The sequence below is a fragment of the Croceicoccus mobilis genome, from assembly GCF_001661965.1.
Taxonomy (GTDB): Bacteria; Pseudomonadota; Alphaproteobacteria; order Sphingomonadales; family Sphingomonadaceae; genus Croceicoccus; species Croceicoccus mobilis.
Window position 1 is genome coordinate 1 of sequence record NZ_LYWZ01000021.1, and the last position, 20,865, is coordinate 20,865.

Below are 20,865 nucleotides of genomic sequence, written 5' to 3' on the forward strand. Positions count from 1 at the left end.
CCGAGAGTGCGTCCGACTGATCGCCGACACATCGATCTCCGGCGCCAGGGTCGGGCGGGAGCTCGATGCAGCGGTCTTTGATCGGATGGCGCGGCCCCACACGATTGTCAGCGACAATGGGACAGAACTCACCAGCATGGCGATCCTGCGCTGGTCCAAGGAGCGCAATGTGGAATGGCACTACATTGCGCCGGGCAAGCCATACCAGAATGGGTTCATCGAGAGCTTCAACGCGCGGCTGTTCTTGAACGAGACGATCTTCACCAGCCTCGCCCATGCCCGCCAGGAGTTGGAGGCATGGCGACACGACTACAACCACTTCCGGCCCCACTCGAGCCTCGGAAACAGAACTCCGGCCGAGATCGGTGCCGGATCAAACGGCAAACCGTATTGGGGGCATGCCCCCAATACGGTTGTTGCCATCACGCCCAGCGATGGGCATCAAAACGGCCCAAGGCTCTACTCGTAACTGGTAGAAACTTCGGGCTCAGACCAACACGCTGAATGGTCCAAGTTTCAGGTGGCAGAGCAATGATGTCGAGGCGGAAGTCGAACTCGACCCGGCACACGTGGTGGGTCTGGCGGCCACGAAGGCGCCGGCGCATGATCTAGGTGCAATGAGGAGTTCTATATCGGTGGTTGCGGGGGTTGGATTTGAACCAACGACCTTCAGGTTATGAGCCTGACGAGCTACCGGACTGCTCCACCCCGCGTCACCGTGCTGCTGGGCAGCGTAGAGACTAAAAAGCCGCCGCTCGGTAATATCCGGCAGCGGCTTTTTGGAAGTCATGTGAATGGGTTTTTCGCTGACACGCCGGCTTCAATGCCTGGCGACGACCTACTCTTCCAATGCTTGAGCATTAGTACCATCGGCGCAGTCTGGTTTCACGGCCGAGTTCGAGATGGGATCGGGTGGGTCACAGACGCCATGGTCACCAAGCAATGAAGCAGGCGTGGCAGCGTTTTTAAATCGATGCACCCTTGAGGGTGAATATCTGGTCGAGGATCGTCCACATCAAAGACAGGACTGTCATTGATGATGTGGAATTCTCAAGCGCGAACAGAACTATTAGGACCGGTTAGCTCCATGCGTTACCGCACTTCCACACCCGGCCTATCAACGTCGTGGTCTACGACGGTTCGAAGATACCTAATCTTAAGGGAGGCTTCCCGCTTAGATGCTTTCAGCGGTTATCCCGTCCATACATAGCTACCCTGCGGCACCCTTGGCAGGATGACAGGTACACCAGAGGTATGTTCACCCCGGTCCTCTCGTACTAGGGGCAACTCCTTTCAAGTATCGACGCCCACGGCAGATAGGGACCAAACTGTCTCGCGACGTTCTGAACCCAGCTCACGTACCACTTTAATTGGCGAACAGCCAAACCCTTGGGACCTGCTCCAGCCCCAGGATGTGATGAGCCGACATCGAGGTGCCAAACGATTCCGTCGATATGAGCTCTTGGGAATCATCAGCCTGTTATCCCCGGCGTACCTTTTATCCGTTGAGCGATGGCCCTTCCACGAGGGACCACCGGATCACTATGACCGACTTTCGTCTCTGCTCGACTCGTCAGTCTCGCAGTCAGGCAGGCTTATGCCATTGCACTCTTGCAGCCGGTTTCCAACCGGCCTGAGCCTACCATCGCGCGCCTCCGTTACTCTTTAGGAGGCGACCGCCCCAGTCAAACTACCCGCCACAGAGGGTCCCTACGCCGGCTAACGGCGCGAGGTTAGATATCAGAAAACAGCAGGGTGGTATTTCACCTATGGCTCCACGTCAGCTGGCGCCAACGTTTCAAAGCCTCCCACCTATGCTACACAACTCTTTCCTAATACCACTCTGAAGCTGCAGTAAAGGTGCACGGGGTCTTTCCGTCTAACCGCGGGTACTCCGCATCTTCACGGAGAATTCAATTTCGCTGAGCATATCCTGGAGACAGTGGGGAAGTCGTTACGCCATTCGTGCAGGTCGGAACTTACCCGACAAGGAATTTCGCTACCTTAGGACCGTTATAGTTACGGCCGCCGTTTACTGGGGCTTCAATTCGGAGCTTGCACTCCTCCTCTTAACCTTCCAGCACCGGGCAGGCGTCAGACCCTATACGTCGTCTTGAAGCCGACTTAGCAGAGTCCTGTGTTTTTGCTAAACAGTCGCTACCCCCTGGCCTGTGCCCCCTCCAACTACTTGCGTAGAAAGAGGGCCTCCTTCTTCCGAAGGTACGGAGGCAATTTGCCGAGTTCCTTCAGGATACTTCTCTCAAGCGCCTTGGTATACTCTACCTGACCACCTGTGTCGGTTTCGGGTACGGTCTATATGGAGAGGCTATTTCCTGGGACAACATGGCTGCCCTCTCAATCCGATAAGAGAGAACAACTTCCGCAATCCGTCACACATCTCCAGGCCCACGAATATTAACGTGGTTCCCATCGACTACCCCCTTCGGGCTCGTCTTAGGGGCCGGCTCACCCTACGCTGATTAGCATTGCGTAGGAACCCTTGGTCTTTCGGCGACAGGGCATCTCACCCTGTTTGTCGCTACTCATGTCAGCATTCGCACTTCCGATACGTCCACGACCCATTACCAGATCGCTTCACTCGCTTACGGAACGCTCCGCTACCGCTCATAGTAAACTATGAACCCTAAGCTTCGGTGCATCACTTTAGCCCCGTTACATCTTCGCCGCAGGAACCCTTATTTAGACCAGTGAGCTGTTACGCTTTCTTTAAAGGATGGCTGCTTCTAAGCCAACCTCCTGGTTGTTTTGGGATTCCCACATGCTTTCCCACTTAGTGATGACTTGGGGACCTTAGCTGTAGGTTAGGGCTGTTTCCCTTTTGACGACGGACCTTAGCACCCGCCGTCTGTCTGCCAGACTAGACTCGATGGTATTCGGAGTTTGGTTAGGTTTGGTACAGCTCGCGCCGCCCTAGCCCATCCAGTGCTCTACCCCCATCGGCAAACATCTGACGCTCTACCTCAATAGATTTCGCGGAGAACCAGCTATTTCCCGGCTTGATTGGCCTTTCACCCCTAAACACAACTCATCCGAGAATTTTTCAACATTCACCGGTTCGGTCCTCCAGTGCGTGTTACCGCACCTTCAACCTGGTCATGCATAGATCGCCGGGTTTCGGGTCTAATTCATCATACTCAGTCGCCCTATTCAGACTCGCTTTCGCTGCGCCTACACCTAACGGCTTAAGCTCGCATGATAAATTAAGTCACTGACCCATTATGCAAGAGGTACGCTGTCACCCCCTAAAGAGGCTCCAACTGCTTGTAAGCATTCGGTTTCAGGTACTGTTTCACTCCCCTAATCGGGGTGCTTTTCACCTTTCCCTCACGGTACTAGTTCGCTATCGGTCATGTACGAGTATTTAGGCTTGGAGGGTGGTCCCCCCATGTTCAGACAGGATTTCACGTGTCCCGCCCTACTCAAGTCCTGTATCCTCATTTTCGCATACGGGGCTGTCACCCGCTATGGCCACTCTTTCCAAAGTGTTCTGCTAGTTTAGATACAGGCACTGGCCTGGTCCGCGTTCGCTCGCCACTACTAACGGAATCTCGGTTGATGTCTTTTCCTCCAGGTACTGAGATGTTTCAGTTCCCCGGGTTCGCTTCACCAAGGCTATTTTATTCACCTCGGGATACCTTATCCACCTCACTCACTGCCCGATTGCTCGAACAACGAGAGAAATGGTGAAGGTGGGTTTCCCCATTCGGAAATCGCCGGATCAAAGTTTGCTCACAACTCCCCGACGCTTATCGCAGCGTGCCACGTCCTTCATCGCCTGTACATGCCAAGGCATCCACCAAATGCTCTTACCTCACGCTTGAGAATCCACACCATCAACGACAGGCCTGCATAATGCCTGCGCTGTTAACTAGGTGCGGACGATATCTCAGCCAGATAATCAATTTTGATTGATCTTGTGATGATACCATGCACGCGCAGGTCTCCCTGCTCGTCACACGATACCGCCACGGCATCGATTTAAAAACCCATTCACAATGTCAAAGATCGGCGATCCATATGATCGCCTAACCGGCATAAGCCGGATCAGCTTTCTCTTCATCCCTGGAGTAGTTCGTCACCATCTGCGTTCTGGTGGAGCCTATCGGGATCGAACCGATGACCCCCTGCTTGCAAAGCAGGTGCTCTCCCAGCTGAGCTAAGGCCCCTTTAGAAACGCAAAACGATTGGTGGGCCTGGGGGGATTCGAACCTCCGACCTCACCCTTATCAGGGGTGCGCTCTAACCAACTGAGCTACAGGCCCACTTGCCCGCCGGCTCAATCCTTCCTTGCAGAAGGCAGCCGCAGCGGGCGCCAGTGGAAGCCAGAATGGCCAGCTCAGGCGACACAGCACACGCGCTTTGCAGCAGCGGTGCTGATCTCCAGTGATGAAGGGACATGAGGACGACGGCATGTTCTTTGGAAGCTGCGAAGCTCTTTCCAACTGACGTCGGACGCTTTCGCATCAATCCTTAGAAAGGAGGTGATCCAGCCGCAGGTTCCCCTACGGCTACCTTGTTACGACTTCACCCCAGTCGCTAAGCCCACCGTGGTCGCCTGCCTCTCTTGCGAGTTAGCGCAACGCCTTCGGGTGAACCCAACTCCCATGGTGTGACGGGCGGTGTGTACAAGGCCTGGGAACGTATTCACCGCGGCATGCTGATCCGCGATTACTAGCGATTCCGCCTTCATGCTCTCGAGTTGCAGAGAACAATCCGAACTGAGACGGTTTTTGGAGATTAGCTCACCCTTGCGAGTTCGCTGCCCACTGTCACCGCCATTGTAGCACGTGTGTAGCCCAGCCTGTAAGGGCCATGAGGACTTGACGTCATCCCCACCTTCCTCCGGCTTATCACCGGCAGTTTCCTTAAAGTGCCCAACTAAATGATGGCAACTAAGGATGAGGGTTGCGCTCGTTGCGGGACTTAACCCAACATCTCACGACACGAGCTGACGACAGCCATGCAGCACCTGTCACTGGTCCAGCCGAACTGAAGGAAAAGATCTCTCTAATCCGCGACCAGGATGTCAAAGGCTGGTAAGGTTCTGCGCGTTGCTTCGAATTAAACCACATGCTCCACCGCTTGTGCAGGCCCCCGTCAATTCCTTTGAGTTTTAATCTTGCGACCGTACTCCCCAGGCGGATAACTTAATGCGTTAGCTGCGCCACCCAAGTTCTGTGAACCCGAACAGCTAGTTATCATCGTTTACGGCGTGGACTACCAGGGTATCTAATCCTGTTTGCTCCCCACGCTTTCGCACCTCAGCGTCAATACTTGTCCAGTCAGTCGCCTTCGCCACTGGTGTTCTTCCGAATATCTACGAATTTCACCTCTACACTCGGAATTCCACTGACCTCTCCAAGATTCTAGCCTGCTAGTTTCAAGGGCAGTTCCGGGGTTGAGCCCCGGGATTTCACCCCTGACTTGGCAAGCCGCCTACGCGCGCTTTACGCCCAGTAATTCCGAACAACGCTAGCTCCCTCCGTATTACCGCGGCTGCTGGCACGGAGTTAGCCGGAGCTTATTCTCCAGGTACTGTCATTATCATCCCTGGTAAAAGAGCTTTACGACCCGAAGGCCTTCATCACTCACGCGGCATTGCTGGATCAGGCTTGCGCCCATTGTCCAATATTCCCCACTGCTGCCTCCCGTAGGAGTCTGGGCCGTGTCTCAGTCCCAGTGTGGCTGATCATCCTCTCAGACCAGCTATAGATCGTCGGCTTGGTGAGCTCTTACCTCACCAACTACCTAATCTAACGCGGGCTCATCCAAAGGCGATAAATCTTTGGTCCGAAGACATTATCCGGTATTAGCTCAAATTTCTCTGAGTTATTCCGAACCTAAGGGTAGATTCCCACGCGTTACGCACCCGTGCGCCACTAAGGCCGAAGCCTTCGTTCGACTTGCATGTGTTAGGCATGCCGCCAGCGTTCGTTCTGAGCCAGGATCAAACTCTCAAGTTTGTGTCACGACACAATGAGCATCAGCCGAAGCTGACCCGCCCAATGCACCGAACTTCAGGAGCCGATACCTGCACTTGTCAAACGTAATGGATACGAAGGACATGTATCATTCATACCAGCCGTGGTGGCCGGCAGAACGTGGCATCGACTTAATCAACCCGTACACGGAGCCTGAAGCTCCCCGGACGGGGCGCCGTCGCCCACATGTCCCTTCATCTAAAACCTACAATGTCAAAGAACCGCCAGACAATTAAAGGCGGACAACTAAGCCGCCCCGATCTTAACGTTCGGAGGAGCTGCTGTCCGTCTATGTTGGCGACCGTCAGAAGCGAGCCGTTGAAGCGTCGTCCCCGTCGGTGAGGCGGCATATATGGACACCCTTTGAGTCGGTCAACACATGTTTTTCATTTTTCTTTCAAAAAAGTGATAAAATGCTGCATTTCAGTAACTTATGCTGTTTTACAGTAGGCTCCCCCCTCCTCGCGCCGCAGATTTCCTGATTGCCGGATAGCCGCAAACGGCGGATTCCGGGGCCTCTGCTTGGGATTTTGCCGGACAAGGAGTAGGATGCCAGCGGGAGAAGAGAGATGGACTCGTTGGAGAGGTTCGCGTTTGCGACCGCATTGGTCGTCCCTGCCATCGTCATGAGCGGAGCAGCATCCGCCCAGCCCCCTCCCCTTGATCGTGCAGCTCAGGACGATTCCCTCCATGGCCCTGGCGAGATGCGCGATGGATCGGCTTCCGGGGAGCACGGGACGATTGCCGGAACGAATTCCTTCGAGCGAATAACGGTGCCCGTTCACTTCGATGGCGTCGGCCCCTTTCCCTTTCTTATCGATACAGGGTCAGAGACGACGGTGTTCAGCACCCAGCTAGCCGCCGATCTCGGACTGGTGGCCTTAGGCAGCCTCAGCCTCGCCGGAGGGATCGGCCGGGCCGATGCCCAGAGAATCGGGGCGACACGGTTTAATATCGGCAAACACGCCATCAGTTCGGCCCGTGCCGTCCTGCTGGAAGCAGAACATCTCGGCGCAGCCGGCGTGCTGGGGATCGACAGCCTTCGCGATTACCGGGTGGTCTTCGATTTCGAGAGTGACAACATCACCATCACCCGTTCGCGAAGCCGCCCCAAGTCCGCATTGTCGGCGCGATCGGACGGTCGCAGCTTCGAAATCACGGTCCGCGCCAGGCGAGTCGATGACCGGATGGTGCTGACTTCGGCCGATCTCGACGGTGTGCCGGTACAGGTCATCATCGATACCGGCAGCAATGTCTCGATCGCCAATCCCGCGCTTCGCCGGCGGCTGTCGCGCGCGCGCGCGATTGGGAAGGCGAGCATACTGGACGTGACCGGCGCGGAAGGTCTGCGTGAAGTCGTGCTGGCCGACAGCTTTCGGATGGGTCCGCTGGTCATGGGCGAGAGCGCCTTCATCATCAGCGATTCCCCCGCCTTCGAATCGCTCGGCCTGTCGGATCAGCCCGCGGTATTGCTTGGCATGAACCATCTGCGCGCCTTCCGCCGGATCTCGGTCGACTTCGCGCGGCGGGAGGTTTCGTTCGACCTGAAGGGCTGACCACTGGCTTATCCCGGTGCCGTCACTAGATAGGGGGCCATGCCGCCCGATCATATTTCCACCGGCCAGCTGAAAAGCCAGGCTGACTGGCGCACCTTGCGCCGGTTCCTTCCCTATCTGTGGCCAGCGAACAATCGCGCCCTGCGCGTGCGGATCGTGCTGGCCATGTCGCTGGTGCTGGCGGCCAAGGCGACGACGCTCGCCTTGCCCTTTGCCTATAAGCGCGCGATCGATTCCATGACCACGCCCGCGAACGAGGCGGCAATGGTCGCCCTCGCCTTCGTGCTGGCCTATGCGGCGGGGCGTTTCGCCTCGGTCGCTTTCAATAATTTCCGGAACATCGCTTTCGAGCGCGTGGGACAGGACGCGACCCGCACGCTGGCGCAGGACGTGTTCGCGCAGCTTCATCGCCTCTCGCTGCGGTTCCACCTGTCGCGGCGCACCGGCGAGGTGACCAAGACGATCGAGCGCGGGACCAAGAGCATCGACACCATGCTCTATTTCCTGCTGTTCAACATCGCCCCCACGGTGATCGAGCTGATCGCGGTGGGCGTCATCTTCTATATCAATTTCGGCTGGACGCTGGTTGCCGCCACCGGCTTTGCGGTCGTGGCCTATATATTGGCGACGCGCTGGATCACCGAGTGGCGCACCAAGCTGCGGGCGCAGATGAACGCATTGGACGGACAGGCGTTGAGCCGCGCCGTCGACTCGCTGCTCAATTACGAGACGGTCAAATATTTCGGCGCCGAGCACCGCGAGGAAGAACGCTATGGCCGGTCGGCCCGCGCCTATGCCGATGCGGCGGTAAAGAGCGAGAACTCGCTGGGTCTCCTTAATATCGTGCAGGCCCTGATCACCAATGGGCTGATGGCCTTTGCCATGGGGTACACGGTCTGGTTCTGGTATCGCGGCGACCTGACGACGGGTGATCTGGTGCTGGTGCAGACCTATCTGACGCAGCTGTTCCGCCCGCTGGACATGCTGGGCATGGTCTATCGCACCGTCCGGCAGGGACTGATCGACATGGCCGAGATGTTCGCGCTGGTCGACACGCCAATGGAAGTGTCCGACGCGCCGGGCGCGCCCGCGCTGGTCATCACCCGCCCTACCCTGCGGTTCGACCGTGTGCGTTTCGGCTATGATCCGGATCGCGAGATCCTGAAATCTCTGACCTTCAAGGTGGAGGCTGGCGAGCGGGTCGCCATTGTCGGGCCATCGGGCGCGGGCAAGTCGACCATCGCGCGACTGCTGTTCCGTTTTTACGACCCGACCGCAGGCCGCATCCTGATCGGCGGCAAGGATATAAAAACCGTCACCCAGCAGAGCTTGCGCGCCCATATCGGCATCGTCCCGCAGGACAGCGTGCTCTTCAACGACACCATCGGCTATAATATCGCCTATGGCCGAGAGGGCGCGACCCGCAGCGAGATCGAGGCGGCAGCGCGCGGCGCGGCCATTGCCGATTTCATCGAAAGCCTGCCCGACGGGTACGAAACCGAAGTGGGCGAACGCGGGCTGAAGCTGTCGGGCGGCGAAAAGCAGCGTGTCGCCATTGCGCGCACGCTTTTGAAGAACCCGCCGATCATCCTGTTCGACGAGGCGACCAGCGCCCTCGACACAAGGACCGAGCAGGACATCATGCGCACCATACGCGCTGTTGCCGCCGATCGCACCACGCTCACCATCGCGCACCGCCTGTCGACCGTGGTCGACGCGGACCGCATCATCGTGCTGGAGGGCGGACAACTGGTGGAACAGGGCAGCCATGCTCAGCTGCTAGCCGAAGATGGCCTTTATGCCGAAATGTGGGCCCGGCAGGCGAGCGAAGCGCCAGCTGCCAGCGAGGCCGCCGAATAGCGGCAGGACGCCCCTCACCACAGTCCGGGGGTTGCCTTGCGCGCATGTTTTCTGCACATGCGAAGGCATATCGCGGCCCGCATGCCGCTCAACAGCCCACAGGACCTGACCTATGTTCGATCCGGCCACGCTTCGCCGCGACTGGCTTTCCAACCCGCGTGCCGACATTCTTGCCGGCATCGTCGTTGCGCTCGCCCTGATCCCCGAAGCCATCGGCTTTTCGATCATCGCGGGCGTCGATCCGCGCGTTGGTCTTTATGCCTCGGTCGCGATCGCAATGGTGATCGCGCTGATCGGCGGGCGGCCCGGCATGATCTCTGCCGCGACGGCGGCGGTTTCGGTGGTGGTGGTGCCGCTGGTGCGCGATCATGGCGTCGAATATCTGTTCGCCGCAACGATCCTGATGGGCATCTTTCAGGGGATCGCGGCGATCATGCGCCTCGACCTCCTGATGCAGTTCGTCTCGCGCTCGGTCATCACCGGCTTCGTCAATGCGCTCGCCATCCTGATCTTCATGGCGCAGCTGCCGGAACTGACGAATGTGACGTGGATCACCTATGCGATGGTCGCGGCGGGGCTGGCCATGATCTATCTCATCCCCAAGGTGACGACCGCGATCCCCTCGCCGCTGATTTCGATCATCGTGCTCTCGGTCGTGTCGATCGCGATGGAATTGCCGGTCAACACCGTCGCCGACATGGGCGAACTGCCCGAAGGCCTCCCCTATTTCCACCTGCCGCAGATACCGCTGACGTGGGAAACGCTGGCGATCATCGCGCCCTATTCGCTGACGATGGCGGCTGTCGGCCTGCTCGAATCGATGCTGACCGCGCAGATCGTCGACGACATGACGCACACCGATTCGAACAAGCGCCGCGAATGCGCAGGCCAGGGCGGAGCGAATATCGTCGCGGCCCTGCTGGGCGGCATGGGCGGCTGCGCCATGATCGGGCAGTCGGTCATCAATGTCACTTCGGGCGGGCGCGGCAGGCTGTCGACCTTTACCGCCGGTTTCGTGCTGCTGATCCTGCTCGCCGTACTCGGGCCCTGGGTCGGGCAAGTGCCGATGCCTTCGCTGGTGGCGATCATGATCATGGTGTCGATCGGCACCTTCAGCTGGAACTCGATTCCGAACCTCAAACGCCACCCCTGGCAGTCAAGCGTGGTCATGCTGGCGACCGTGGTGGTCGTGGTCGCGACCCACAATCTCGCGCTGGGCGTGCTGGTTGGCGTGGTGCTGTCGGGCATCTTCTTCGCGCAAAAGGTGATGGGCATGTTCTCCGTCACCCGCATGCGCGATGGCGAAGTGGCGAAATACACCGTCACCGGCCAGATCTTCTTTGCCAGCGTCGACCGGTTCCAGGCCGCGCTCGGCCCCGAAAGCGGGCAGCCCGATCCTGCCGATCACGTGGTGATCGACGTGACCTCGGCGCATTTCTGGGACATCTCCGCCGTGGGTGCGCTGGACAAGGTGGTCGAACGCATGCGCCGCAATGGCCGCAGCGTGCAGGTCGTGGGCCTCAACCGCGCCAGCGCCGACCTGGTCGACAAGTTTGCGCTGACCGACAAGACCGGCGTGGAGACAGGGCTCGCCCCGCATCCTTGAGTATCAGTGCGTATGAATTGATTGCAGGCGGAACGATAGGGCGGCACCCACATTCCTTTTGAGGCAGGCGGCGCGACGGGCGCTGCCGCAAAGAAGGACACCGCATGGTCGCCAAGCTTTTTCGTTCCGCCTCTTTTCTATCGCTGACTTTGGCCGCGCCGGTCATCGCGGCAACCGCCCTGCCCGCCAGCGCCGCCGCGCAAAGCGAAACGCGGGCGATCTCCGATCTGGGCGACGGGCTTTATCGCTGGACGGCGGGCAATTATCACTCCTTCTTCCTTGTCCATGACGAAGGCATCGTAACCGGCGACCCGCTCAGCAAAGAAGCGGCGCGCTGGCTGCGCGGCGAATTGCGCACGCGCTTTCCGGGCAAGCCCATTACCCATGTTCTCTACAGCCACAATCACCCCGACCACGCCTATGGCGGGGAAGAGCTGGACGATGGCGCGACACAATTCGTCGCCCATGAACTGGCGGCGCAAGCCTGGGTCTTGACCAAGGCGCAGGTGCGCATGCCCGACATTACCTTCGCCGATAGTTTCACGCTGGCCCTGCCGGGCGGCGATCATGTCGAGCTGCAATATTGGGGCACCAATAACGGGCGCGGATCGGTCAGCATGCTGATGCCCGAACACGGCACGCTGCATGTCGTCGACTGGATCACGCTGGGCCGCCTCCCTTATCTCGATCTCAAGGGTTATGACGTCGTCGGAGCGATCGCATCGATCCGCGCGGTTCTCGACGATGTCGAATTCTCACGATTTATCGGGGGCCATGCCGACATGGGCGGGCCCGAAGACGTGCGCCGCTCGCTCGCCTATCTCGAAACGCTGCATGAAGGCGTGCTGGACGGCATCATCGCAGGTCAGTCGCTGGAGGAGATACAGGGATCTCTCGACCTCTCCGAATTTTCGGACCTCAAGATGTTCGACGAGTGGCACGATGACAATATCGCGGGCGTCTATCGCCAGCTGGTCGACAATGAATATCTCCAGATGCGTCCCGAAGTTTCTACGCCCGAATGAGCATGAGAAAAGCCCCCGCGTCTGATCGACACGGGGGCTTTCTTTTATTCAGGGCGAGGGATCAGTCCGACCAGCCGGGCCAGATCACGGCCTGCGCCACGATCACCTGCCTGCCGTCGTGCGTCAGCGATGGCGATCCGTGCAGCTTCCATCCTTCTTCCAGCGCCTTTGACACACGCTCGCAAAAGGCGTGGTCGTCGGGGCCGGTGAGGCAGCGGTAAGGCAGGCGGCCTTCGGGTGGGTTGGCTTTGTCCATGGGTTTCGACCTTACAGGATATATTTCGACAGATCGGCATCGCCCGCCAGCTCGCCAAGGCGATCCTGCACATAGGCGCGGTCGATAGTGACGGTGGAACCGGTGCGTTCTTCCGCGTCGAAGCTCACCTCCTCCAGCAGCTTTTCCATGACCGTCTGCAGGCGGCGTGCGCCGATATTCTCGACCGTCTCGTTCACCTGCGCGGCGGTGGAGGCGATTTCCTGAATTGCATCCTCATGGAAATCCAGAGTGACCTCCTCGGTCGCGATCAGGGCGCAGTATTGTTCGACGAGGTTGGCGCGCGTTTCCGACAGGATGCGGACGAAGTCCTCTTCGGTGAGCGCTTGCAGCTCGACCCGGATCGGCAGGCGGCCCTGCAATTCGGGCAGCATGTCGCTTGGCTTTGACACATGAAACGCGCCGCTGGCGATGAAGAGAATGTGATCGGTCTTCATCGGACCGTATTTGGTAGAGACGGTCGTGCCCTCGATCAGCGGCAGCAGGTCGCGCTGCACGCCTTCGCGGCTGACGGTGCCGCCGCGCTGGTCGGACACGGCGATCTTGTCGATCTCGTCCAGAAAGACGATCCCGTTGTGCTCTGCATTCTGCAGCGCGACGCGGGCGACATCGTCCTGGTCCATGCGCTTTTCGGCTTCCTCGTCGATCAGCTTGTCCCAGGCTTGCGCCACGGTCAGCTTGCGGCGCTTCATGTTCTTTTGCCCGAATGCCTTGCCCATCATGTCCGACAGGTTGATCATGCCGACATTGCCGCCCATGCCGGGCAGCTCCATGTTCATGTTGGGCTGGTCCTCGACCTCGATCTCGACTTCCTTGTCATTCATCGAATCGTCGATGATGCGCAGGCGGAAACTCTCGCGCGTCGCCTCGCTCGCATTTTCGCCCACCAGCGCGTCGAGCAGGCGCTTCATCGCCGCCTCGCTCGCCGCGCCGCGCACGGCTTCGCGGCGGCGGTCCTTTTCAAGACGGATCGCCTCTTCGGCCAGATCGCGGGCGATCTGCTCGACATCGCGGCCGACATAGCCGACCTCGGTGAACTTGGTCGCCTCGATCTTGACGAAAGGTGCATCGGCCAGCTTTGCCAGACGGCGGCTGATCTCGGTCTTGCCGCAGCCCGTGGGGCCGATCATCAGTATGTTCTTGGGCGTGACCTCGTCACGCAGTTCGGCGGGCAGTTTCTGGCGGCGCCAACGATTGCGCAGGGCGACCGCCACGGCGCGCTTCGCGTCCTTCTGCCCGACGATATGTTCGTCGAGCGCGGCCACGATCGCCTTGGGTGTAAGCGATTTCGGGGTGAGGTTCAGATTGTCCATGGAAAGATCGTTCATGCCTTTGCGCTCTCATCCTCAATGGATTCCAGCGTTACATTGTCATTGGTAAAGACGCAGATGTCGGCGGCGACCTTCATCGCCTTGCGCGCGATCGTTTCTGCATCCTGCTCGTAATCCGAAAGCGCCCTTGCAGCGGACAAGGCATAATTGCCGCCCGATCCGATCGCAGTGATGCCGCCATCGGGTTCTAGCACGTCGCCATTGCCGGTGATGACCAGTAGCACGTCCTTGTCCGCGACGATCATCAGCGCCTCAAGATTGCGCAGATATTTGTCGGTGCGCCAATCCTTGGCGAGCTCGACCGCAGCGCGCATCAGTTGGCCGCGATGCTGCTCCAGCTTGCGTTCAAGCCGTTCGAAAAGGGTGAAGGCATCGGCGGTCGCACCTGCGAAACCGGCAATCACGGAGCCATTGCCGATCCGGCGCACCTTGCGCGCAGTCGGCTTCATCACCGTATTGCCCATCGATACCTGTCCGTCGCCCGCAACGACGGTCCTGCCGCCGCGCTTTACGCCGATGATCGTGGTGCCATGCCATGGCGTCAGCCCGTGGGCCGAGTTCGAATTATGCGAATATCCGTCCATGCGCCGGATATGGGGCTGGCGCGCGCGGGTTCAATATCACCCGCGACAGCTTACCCCGCCCGACCGATCAGCTGCCGTTGGGGCCGCCGCCTGCACTGCCGCCCGCGCCGCCGGGCATGCTGCCAACGGTGCCGATATTGCCGAACAGATCCTGGATAAAGCTGCGGTCGCGGCCCATCGTCTCGGTCTTGTCGCCATTGGGGTTGATGTCGCGCACATCGTCCATGCCGCCCCGTGTCACGCTGGCGACGTTGCCCGACGCGTCGAATGCGACCTTCAACACTTCATGCTTTTCGGTATTGGGAACGCCCAACACACGTTGCGAAGTGGTGGAAGATACATAATACCAGACCGGCTGACCGTACTGGCTCGCGATGCTGGGCTGGCCCAGCGTGCCTTCGACCGATTGCTTGTTGTCGATGCCCGGCTGAATCGCATTGGCTAGCGCGGGGTCAAAGATATAGCCGCGGTGATCGCGGATCGATGTGCAGCCACCCGTGGCGAGAGCGGCGCCTGCAAGCGTCGCGAAAATGGCCATACGAGAAACGTCGAAGGGGCGCTTGGAAAACATGATCCGCCTTAACTCTTGCCCCATCAGGGGCCTGCCATGGTCCGCCAAGGCTTTCGCCCGCCGCGCGACCTTACTATATCGTCTGCGCCAAGCCTTTAGAGCCTGACCCGCAAGCGCACAAGCGTACCGGACGATTATCGACCGGGCGGATCGCTCCACAGCCTGGCTGCGCCTGCCTGCAGGCGTGAAGAGTACCGATTTAATCGCCGATGAACGGGCCGGTGCATAATGCACATGCGCCCTCTCGGCAGGAGTGCCTGTTACCAAGATGTCGCTGTTTTCCCGCCTTTTCCGACCCAAGCCGATGGAGCCGACCGGCATTTCCGCCCTTTGGCACCGTACCATCGCGATCGCGCGCGAACCCGAATGGTATGCCAATGCAGGCGTTGCCGACACGATAGAGGGCCGTTTCGACATGGTGAGCGCGGTGACTGCGCTGGTGCTGATCCGGCTTGAGTCGACCGACCCGAAAAACGGCGTCGCCCTGACCGAGATGTTCATCACCGACATGGACGGCCAGCTGCGCGAGGAAGGCGTGGGCGATCTGATGGTGGGCAAGCATATCGGCAAGCTCGTTTCCGCCCTGGGCGGCCGGATCGCGGCCTATCGCGAAGGGCTGGAGAGCGCCGATGACGCGTTGCTGGAACAGGCGGTGGACCGCAATGTCACGCTGCTCGATGGCGCGGCCCCTGCCCCGGTGGCGCAGCGCCTGCGGGCGCTGTCGGCGGATCTGGCCGCGATGGACGATGGCGATATCCTCGAAGGGAGGGTCATGCGATGAGCGCACCTGCCAAGTCCGAACTCGAACGCTGGATCGCGGTGCGCCAGTGCGAGGGCCGCGAGGTCGAGATCATCGCCGATGAAGCAGAGCGCGCCGCATTGGCCGAACGGTTCGCTCTCGTCTCGGTCGACAGACTGTCCGCGAAACTGGTCCTCCACCGCAAGGGCGAGGATGTCAGCGCCAACGGGCAATTGCAGGCTGCCATCGTGCAGAGCTGCGCCGTATCGGGCGACCCGCTTCCTGCAAAGATCGACGAGCCGCTCTCCTTTCTCTTCGTGCCCGAGCGCGAAGATTACGAGGAGGATGAAGAGATCGAACTGGACGAAGCCCAGCTGGACGAGATCGAATATACAGGCGACCGTTTCGACCTTGGCGAAGCAGTGGCGCAGAGCCTTGCGCTGGCCATTGATCCGTTCGCCACCGGCCCCGATGCCGAACGCGTGCGACAAGAGGCGGGGCTTGCGGAGCCGCAAAAGAAAAGCCCCTTCGATGCGCTGAAGGGGCTTAATCTCAAGGAGTGACAGGCGGCATCTAGCTGGGCGAGATCCAGCCGATGCCCCGGCGCAGCAGGTCGTAAAACACCGGCAGCTCCCACGCGCAGCGGTCCACTGTCGGCCACCATTCGGCCATGGGCTGAAGGTCGTAATGACCCCGGCAATGGCCCAAGGTGTTGTACAGTACCGCGCCCTTCCCGCGTTCACGGATATACATCACCGGATGCACCCCCGGCGCATCGGCGGCCTCGGCAAAACCGGTGCCTTCCTCGGTGCATTCGGTTTCGAGGAGGACATGCAATGGCCCGTGCGTCTCGAGGTGATAGAGCTCGTCATTCGTCTCGAAAGGCTCGACCCCTGCGACCAGTTCGTGATCGGGATCGGCCACGGTCACGCGATAGGGCGCGATCGGCGGGTGCGAGATGAACTGGCTGCCGAGGATGTCCATGAAGAGCGGCGCTTCACGCGGGGCGTGGAACAGGCCGTCGTCCATCAGCTTGAGGATCGAGTTCGTGCCATGCAGCGCATACCAGCGCCCACCGCCTTCGACCCAGTCGCGCAGCGCTTCCTGCGCCTTGTCGCTGGGCACGACATTGCAGGTATAGCTGATCAGCATGTCGGCCGAAGCGATCGCCTCGACGTTCTCGAAATCCTCGAACACGCGGGTGCGGATACGCGGATTTTCGGCCAGCAGCTTCAACAGCTCCAGCCGCGCGAAATCGATGTCGTGCCACACGCCGCCCGCGATCAACACGCAATCGATGCGGGCGGGATGGCTGTCTTCGGTGGCGCCGGACAACGGGTCCGGGCCATGGTCGATGCGATCCATCAGTCCGCCTTCGCTCCCAGCTCGCCATTGATGTATTTCATCATCGTGTCCTGGAACTGGCGAATGCGGATTTCCTGGTAATTGCCCAGCTCGACCTTGCCATTGGCAGAGCAGTGCAGCCCTTCCTGCACATAGGGCAGATTGTCCATGTCCTGCTCGAAAACATCGCCAAGCCCGCCGAGTTCGGGCGCCTCGGTCCATTTCTGGTCAAGCGTGAGGAACTTGCGCGGCGCGGCGGCGGGCTTGGGCTCGCCCTTCTTCACGCGGGCGAGGATGCGCACGTCCATGACGCAGGTATCGGGGGTCTCGCCCGGGAACCAGCTATAAACGATATTGGGCATGAAGCCGCCCCACGGCCCGAAATTCGGAAAGACATTATAGACCAGCGCGTCCAGCACTTCGGCATCGGTCGCGTCGGAATGGTCGTATCCAGTCTGCTCGGTATAGACCTGCCGCATCTTCGCGCCCAGCGCCTGCCTTGCGGTCTGGTCTTCGGGCACCGCGATCGCCATCGGATCGCCATCGGGGTCGTAATTGTCGGAGCTGCGGCCGTTATACTTGATGAACTCGTCAACGATCCACTGTTCGCCCTGCCCTTCCTGGATATGCGGGCTCATCACGCCGAAGGGGACGAGATTGACGTTCACATTGTCGCCCCATGTCCGATAGGCGGAATTGGAATCGCCGGTGAAGGGCAGCAACTGCGGGTGGGTGACGATGGTGTGCCATGCCTCAAGGAACGCCTCCATCGTGACTTTCCAGTTGGCGGGCACTTCCTTCGCCACATGCATTACCGTGACGCATTCGTCATGGCGCCAGCGCTTGAAGTGTTCGGGCAGCGGCGCGAGATATTCCTCAAGGCTCGGCCCGCCCGGCTTTTCGCGCAGGAAGACATAGCCCTGCCAGGTGTCGACCTCGGCGTCGGGCAGGTTCATGTTCTTCTTGCGCAGATGGGGGAAATCCCATTGGCACGGCGCATGGTCGAAACTGCCATCCTTGTTCCACGCGAAAGCGTGGAAGGGGCACACGAACTTCTCGGCATTGCCGTCCTCGGTGCGCAGCTTGCGCCCGCGGTGGAGGCAGACATTGTGCATGGCGCGGATCGAACCGTCGTCCTGCCGCACGATCAGATAGCTGCGACCGGCGTTTTCATAGACGACGAAATCGCCCGGCTCGTTCAGCTGCTCTTCGCGGGCAGCGAACTGCCAGACATAGGGCCACATGCGCTCGCGCTCGAGCTTGGCGAATTCGGGGCTGGTGTAACGCTCTGCCGGGATCGGCTCCGATCCGCGATAATCATAGGCATCCTCGGTCAGGAAATCGGGCGCCTTGCGCGAATCCTTCTCCATCAGCTCGTTCCAGCTGATGCCTTCGGAACGGTCTTCGCCGGGTTTGATGTCGGGTTCGATGTCTGCCATCGCCATTGTCCTCTCGATTATGTCATGCGCGAGGCGCTTACGCGCCAATCTTTACGTCAATGTGCCCAGAAGTGAACAGCGCGTCACCTTGTCGAAGTCATAGGTTGCCTGAAGCCGCGCTCTGGCCAATCCTGCAATCAAAGAACTGGGAGAATTACAGATGTCAGACAGGCTTGCAGGCAAGGTTGCGCTTATCACGGGCGGCACCGCCGGCATTGGCGAGGCGACTGTCCGCCGCCTGAGCGCGGAAGGCGCCAAGGTCATTTTCACAGGTTCGCGCAAGGAAGCAGCCGATCCCATCTGTGCCGATACAGGCGCGACTTTCGTTGCCCACAAGGTGCAGGACGCGGCCGCATGGGACGAGCTGTCGGCCCGCATCCGTAAGGATTTCGGTCGGCTCGACATCGCCTTTGCCAATGCGGGCACCGAAAAGGGCGATTCCAGCATCGAGGCCATCACGCTGGAAAACTGGAATAATATCCTCGGGGTCAACCTGACGGGCGTGATGCTGACGGTGCAGAACGCGGTGCGGATCATGAAGGACAACCCTGAAGGTCCTGTCGGCTCCGTCATCATCAACAGCTCGATGAACGCATTGCGCGCCATGGGCAATTACATGGCCTATTCGGTCACGAAATCGGCCGTGGTCGCGCTGGGCAAGTCCGCCGCGAATTATTGCGGCCAGGCCGGATACAAGATCCGCGTCAATTCCATCCTGCCCGGCGTGGTCGAAACCGAAATGATCACGAGCATCGTCGATTCCCAACCCGATCCTGCTGCCGCACGCGCGATGTACGAAGGCATGTCGCCATTGAAGCGTATGGCACAGGTCGGTGAGGTGGCCGGCCTCGTCGCATTTCTCTCCAGCGACGAGGCCGCCTTTATCTCCGGCGGCGAATACACGATCGACGGTGCCACCACCGCCGGAATGTCGGGGGTATGACCGCCACCATGGACGGGCGCGTCGCGCTGGTCACAGGTGGGCTTCGCGGAATCGGCTTTGCCGCGGCCAGGGCGCTGGTCGCCAGGGGCGCGAAGGTCTGGCTCGCCGACCTCAAGGACAGCGACGACCCGGCGGTTGCCGATGCGCTCTCTTCGCTATCGGGCAGCGCCTATGTGCAGCTTGATGTCACGCAGGAAGCGGCATGGCAGGATGCGATCGCGCAAATCGACAAGGCCGATGGCAGGCTGGACGTGCTGGTCAATAACGCCGGGATCGACGGCACGGGCCGCGTGCAGGATCTCTCGCTCGACAAGTGGCGCAGGGTGCAGGCGGTAAACAGCGACGCGGCCTTCCTTGGCACGAAGCATGCCTATGCCCTGCTCGAAGCGTCGGGCAAGGACCGCAAGGGCGGGTCATCGATCGTGAATGTCAGCTCGATCATGGGTCTCGTCACCTTCCCCGACAGCTCGGCCTATTGCGCGTCGAAGGGCGCGATCCGCCAGTTCAGCAAGGCCTGCGCGGTAGAATTCGCCGCCCATGGCGTGCCGATCCGGGCGAATTCGATCCATCCCGGTTTCGTGCAGACGCCGCTGCTGGATGAAGGCTTCGATGCCATGGTCGCGCGCGGACAGGCGCAAAAGGCCGAGGATCTGAAAAACCTTGTCAGCAGCTCCACACCGGTAGGCAGGCTCGCCACGGCGCAGGAAATCGGCGATGCCATCGCCTTTCTGGCCAGCGAGGAATCGAGCTACATGACAGGGTCTGAAATGGTAGTCGACGGCGGCTATGTCGCGCGTTGAGAGGAGTGCCGGGATGTTTGAACTCAATGACTGTATGGCGCTGGTAACAGGCGCGAACGGCGGGATCGGGCGCGAGATCGTCGCCGCCATGAAAAAGGCCGGCGCAACCGTCATCGCCACGGACCTTGGCCCGGACGATGCATCAGGCGCCGATCATTATTTCACCCATGACGTGACGAGCGCGGACGACTGGAAGCGGATCGCCGATTTCATCGCATCGGAATACGGGCGTCTGGATGCGCTGGTGAACAATGCCGGCATTTCGATCGTGACGCGGTTCGAGGATACGCCGCTTGCCGATTTCCACCGCGTCAACAGCGTCAATGTCGATGCCGTCGTCATCGGCACGCAAGCCTTGCTGTCGCTGCTCAAGGAAGGCGGAAAGGCGCGTGAGAGCGGCGCCTCGATCGTCAATTTCTCCAGCGTCGGCGGCCTTCGCGGCGCGCCCTTCAACGCCGCCTATTGCACCAGCAAGTCGGCAGTGAAGATGCTCTCGACCTGCATGGGGGCCGAATTCGGTGCGCTGGGCTATAATATCCGCGTCAACTCCGTGCACCCCGGCGGCATCGACACCGGCATGCTGGGTTCGATCATGGACCGCTATGTCGAACTGGGCGCGGCCCCATCGGCGCAGGTCGCTGAGGCCGCCACCATCGCGCGACACCCGATCGGCCGTCTGGGCAAGCCAGCGGAAATGGCGGGCGGGGTCGTGTTCCTGTGCTCGCCCGCGGCCAGCTTCATGACCTGCGACGAACTGGTGATGGACGGCGGTTTCAGCCGCATCTGATCCG

Annotated in this window: 16 protein-coding genes, 3 tRNA genes and 3 rRNA genes; 10 read left to right on the forward strand and 12 right to left on the reverse strand. The window is 60.1% G+C overall.

The genetic code is table 11. The features are described from left to right. Positions 1–469, forward strand: a 469-nt coding sequence (locus A9D13_RS06805; protein ID WP_156521949.1) for an integrase core domain-containing protein, incomplete at its 5' end; no start/stop codon positions are given. Positions 470–636: 167 nt separating this feature from the next. Here the strand turns inward: A9D13_RS06805 and A9D13_RS06810 are convergent. From A9D13_RS06810 to A9D13_RS06835, 6 genes are all read right to left on the reverse strand, one after another. After that, positions 637–713: transfer RNA gene (locus A9D13_RS06810), tRNA-Met, on the reverse strand. Between the two features lie 112 nt (positions 714–825). Further along, positions 826–940 (reverse strand): 5S ribosomal RNA (gene rrf, locus A9D13_RS06815). A gap of 109 nt (positions 941–1,049) precedes the next feature. After that, positions 1,050–3,841 (reverse strand): 23S ribosomal RNA (locus A9D13_RS06820). 270 nt (positions 3,842–4,111) lie between these two features. Next, positions 4,112–4,187 (reverse strand) — tRNA-Ala (locus A9D13_RS06825). A 19-nt stretch (positions 4,188–4,206) separates the two neighbouring features. Next, a tRNA-Ile gene (locus A9D13_RS06830) sits at positions 4,207–4,283 on the reverse strand. Positions 4,284–4,495: 212 nt separating this feature from the next. Then, positions 4,496–5,984 (reverse strand): 16S ribosomal RNA (locus A9D13_RS06835). Together the 16S, 23S and 5S rRNA genes with 3 tRNA genes alongside form the textbook arrangement of a ribosomal RNA operon. Positions 5,985–6,775: 791 nt before the next feature. Here A9D13_RS06835 and A9D13_RS06840 point away from each other — a divergent pair. The 4 genes from A9D13_RS06840 (at position 6,776) to A9D13_RS06855 (ending at position 12,049) form a co-directional block, all read left to right on the forward strand. After that, positions 6,776–7,558 (forward strand): aspartyl protease family protein, encoded by a 783-nt coding sequence (locus A9D13_RS06840; RefSeq protein ID WP_066771901.1) that lies wholly within the window; start codon positions 6,776–6,778, stop codon positions 7,556–7,558. 39 nt (positions 7,559–7,597) lie between these two features. Next, complete coding sequence (locus tag A9D13_RS06845) at positions 7,598–9,418, forward strand: ABCB family ABC transporter ATP-binding protein/permease (RefSeq protein ID WP_066771904.1); 1,821 nt, start codon at positions 7,598–7,600, stop codon at positions 9,416–9,418. 112 nt (positions 9,419–9,530) lie between these two features. Beyond that, a complete protein-coding gene (locus A9D13_RS06850; protein WP_066771907.1) occupies positions 9,531–11,024 on the forward strand; it encodes a SulP family inorganic anion transporter in 1,494 nt (497 codons plus the stop codon). Positions 11,025–11,128: 104 nt separating this feature from the next. Beyond that, positions 11,129–12,049 (forward strand): MBL fold metallo-hydrolase, encoded by a 921-nt coding sequence (locus A9D13_RS06855; protein ID WP_082922190.1) that lies wholly within the window; start codon positions 11,129–11,131, stop codon positions 12,047–12,049. A gap of 61 nt (positions 12,050–12,110) precedes the next feature. Here A9D13_RS06855 and A9D13_RS06860 read toward each other — a convergent pair whose 3' ends face one another. The 4 genes from A9D13_RS06860 to A9D13_RS06875 all read right to left on the reverse strand — a co-directional run bounded on the left by A9D13_RS06860 (position 12,111) and on the right by A9D13_RS06875 (position 14,809). After that, positions 12,111–12,305, reverse strand: a complete 195-nt coding sequence (locus A9D13_RS06860; RefSeq protein ID WP_066771909.1) for a DUF1737 domain-containing protein — start codon at positions 12,303–12,305, stop codon at positions 12,111–12,113. A gap of 11 nt (positions 12,306–12,316) precedes the next feature. After that, a complete protein-coding gene (gene hslU, locus A9D13_RS06865; RefSeq protein WP_229665545.1) occupies positions 12,317–13,651 on the reverse strand; it encodes an ATP-dependent protease ATPase subunit HslU in 1,335 nt (444 codons plus the stop codon). Next, entirely contained in the window at positions 13,648–14,238 is a 591-nt protein-coding gene (gene hslV / locus A9D13_RS06870) for an ATP-dependent protease subunit HslV (protein ID WP_066771910.1), read from the reverse strand. Before hslV ends, hslU begins: the two co-directional genes overlap by 4 nt. Before the next feature lie 67 nt (positions 14,239–14,305). After that, on the reverse strand, positions 14,306–14,809 hold the full coding sequence (locus A9D13_RS06875) for an outer membrane protein assembly factor BamE (RefSeq protein WP_229665546.1): 504 nt from the start codon (positions 14,807–14,809) through the stop codon (positions 14,306–14,308). 268 nt (positions 14,810–15,077) lie between these two features. Between A9D13_RS06875 and A9D13_RS06880 the strand changes: the two genes are divergently transcribed. Beyond that, the gene (locus A9D13_RS06880) at positions 15,078–15,590 is read left to right on the forward strand and encodes a ubiquinol-cytochrome C chaperone family protein (RefSeq protein WP_066771916.1); all 513 of its coding nucleotides are present in this window, start codon (positions 15,078–15,080) and stop codon (positions 15,588–15,590) included. After that, positions 15,587–16,111 (forward strand): YceD family protein, encoded by a 525-nt coding sequence (locus A9D13_RS06885; protein WP_066771918.1) that lies wholly within the window; start codon positions 15,587–15,589, stop codon positions 16,109–16,111. The genes A9D13_RS06880 and A9D13_RS06885 overlap by 4 nt, the downstream gene beginning before the upstream one ends. A 10-nt stretch (positions 16,112–16,121) precedes the next feature. On the opposite strand, the gene A9D13_RS06890 is transcribed toward A9D13_RS06885, so the two are convergent. Together A9D13_RS06890 and A9D13_RS06895 are read right to left on the reverse strand one after the other, a co-directional pair. Then, entirely contained in the window at positions 16,122–16,913 is a 792-nt protein-coding gene (locus A9D13_RS06890) for a ThuA domain-containing protein (RefSeq protein ID WP_066771920.1), read from the reverse strand. Next, entirely contained in the window at positions 16,913–18,331 is a 1,419-nt protein-coding gene (locus tag A9D13_RS06895; RefSeq protein WP_066772125.1) for an aromatic ring-hydroxylating oxygenase subunit alpha, read from the reverse strand. Before A9D13_RS06895 ends, A9D13_RS06890 begins: the two co-directional genes overlap by 1 nt. A 160-nt stretch (positions 18,332–18,491) precedes the next feature. Between A9D13_RS06895 and A9D13_RS06900 the strand changes: the two genes are divergently transcribed. The 3 genes from A9D13_RS06900 to A9D13_RS06910 are packed head-to-tail and all read left to right on the forward strand — an operon-like array spanning position 18,492 to position 20,861. Next, the gene (locus A9D13_RS06900) at positions 18,492–19,274 is read left to right on the forward strand and encodes an SDR family NAD(P)-dependent oxidoreductase (protein WP_066771922.1); all 783 of its coding nucleotides are present in this window, start codon (positions 18,492–18,494) and stop codon (positions 19,272–19,274) included. Beyond that, positions 19,271–20,074: an SDR family NAD(P)-dependent oxidoreductase gene (locus tag A9D13_RS06905; protein WP_066771925.1), complete on the forward strand. Its 804-nt coding sequence runs from the start codon at positions 19,271–19,273 to the stop codon at positions 20,072–20,074. The genes A9D13_RS06900 and A9D13_RS06905 overlap by 4 nt, the downstream gene beginning before the upstream one ends. 13 nt (positions 20,075–20,087) lie before the next feature. Then, positions 20,088–20,861: an SDR family NAD(P)-dependent oxidoreductase gene (locus A9D13_RS06910; RefSeq protein WP_066771926.1), complete on the forward strand. Its 774-nt coding sequence runs from the start codon at positions 20,088–20,090 to the stop codon at positions 20,859–20,861. Positions 20,862–20,865 lie beyond the last annotated feature (4 nt).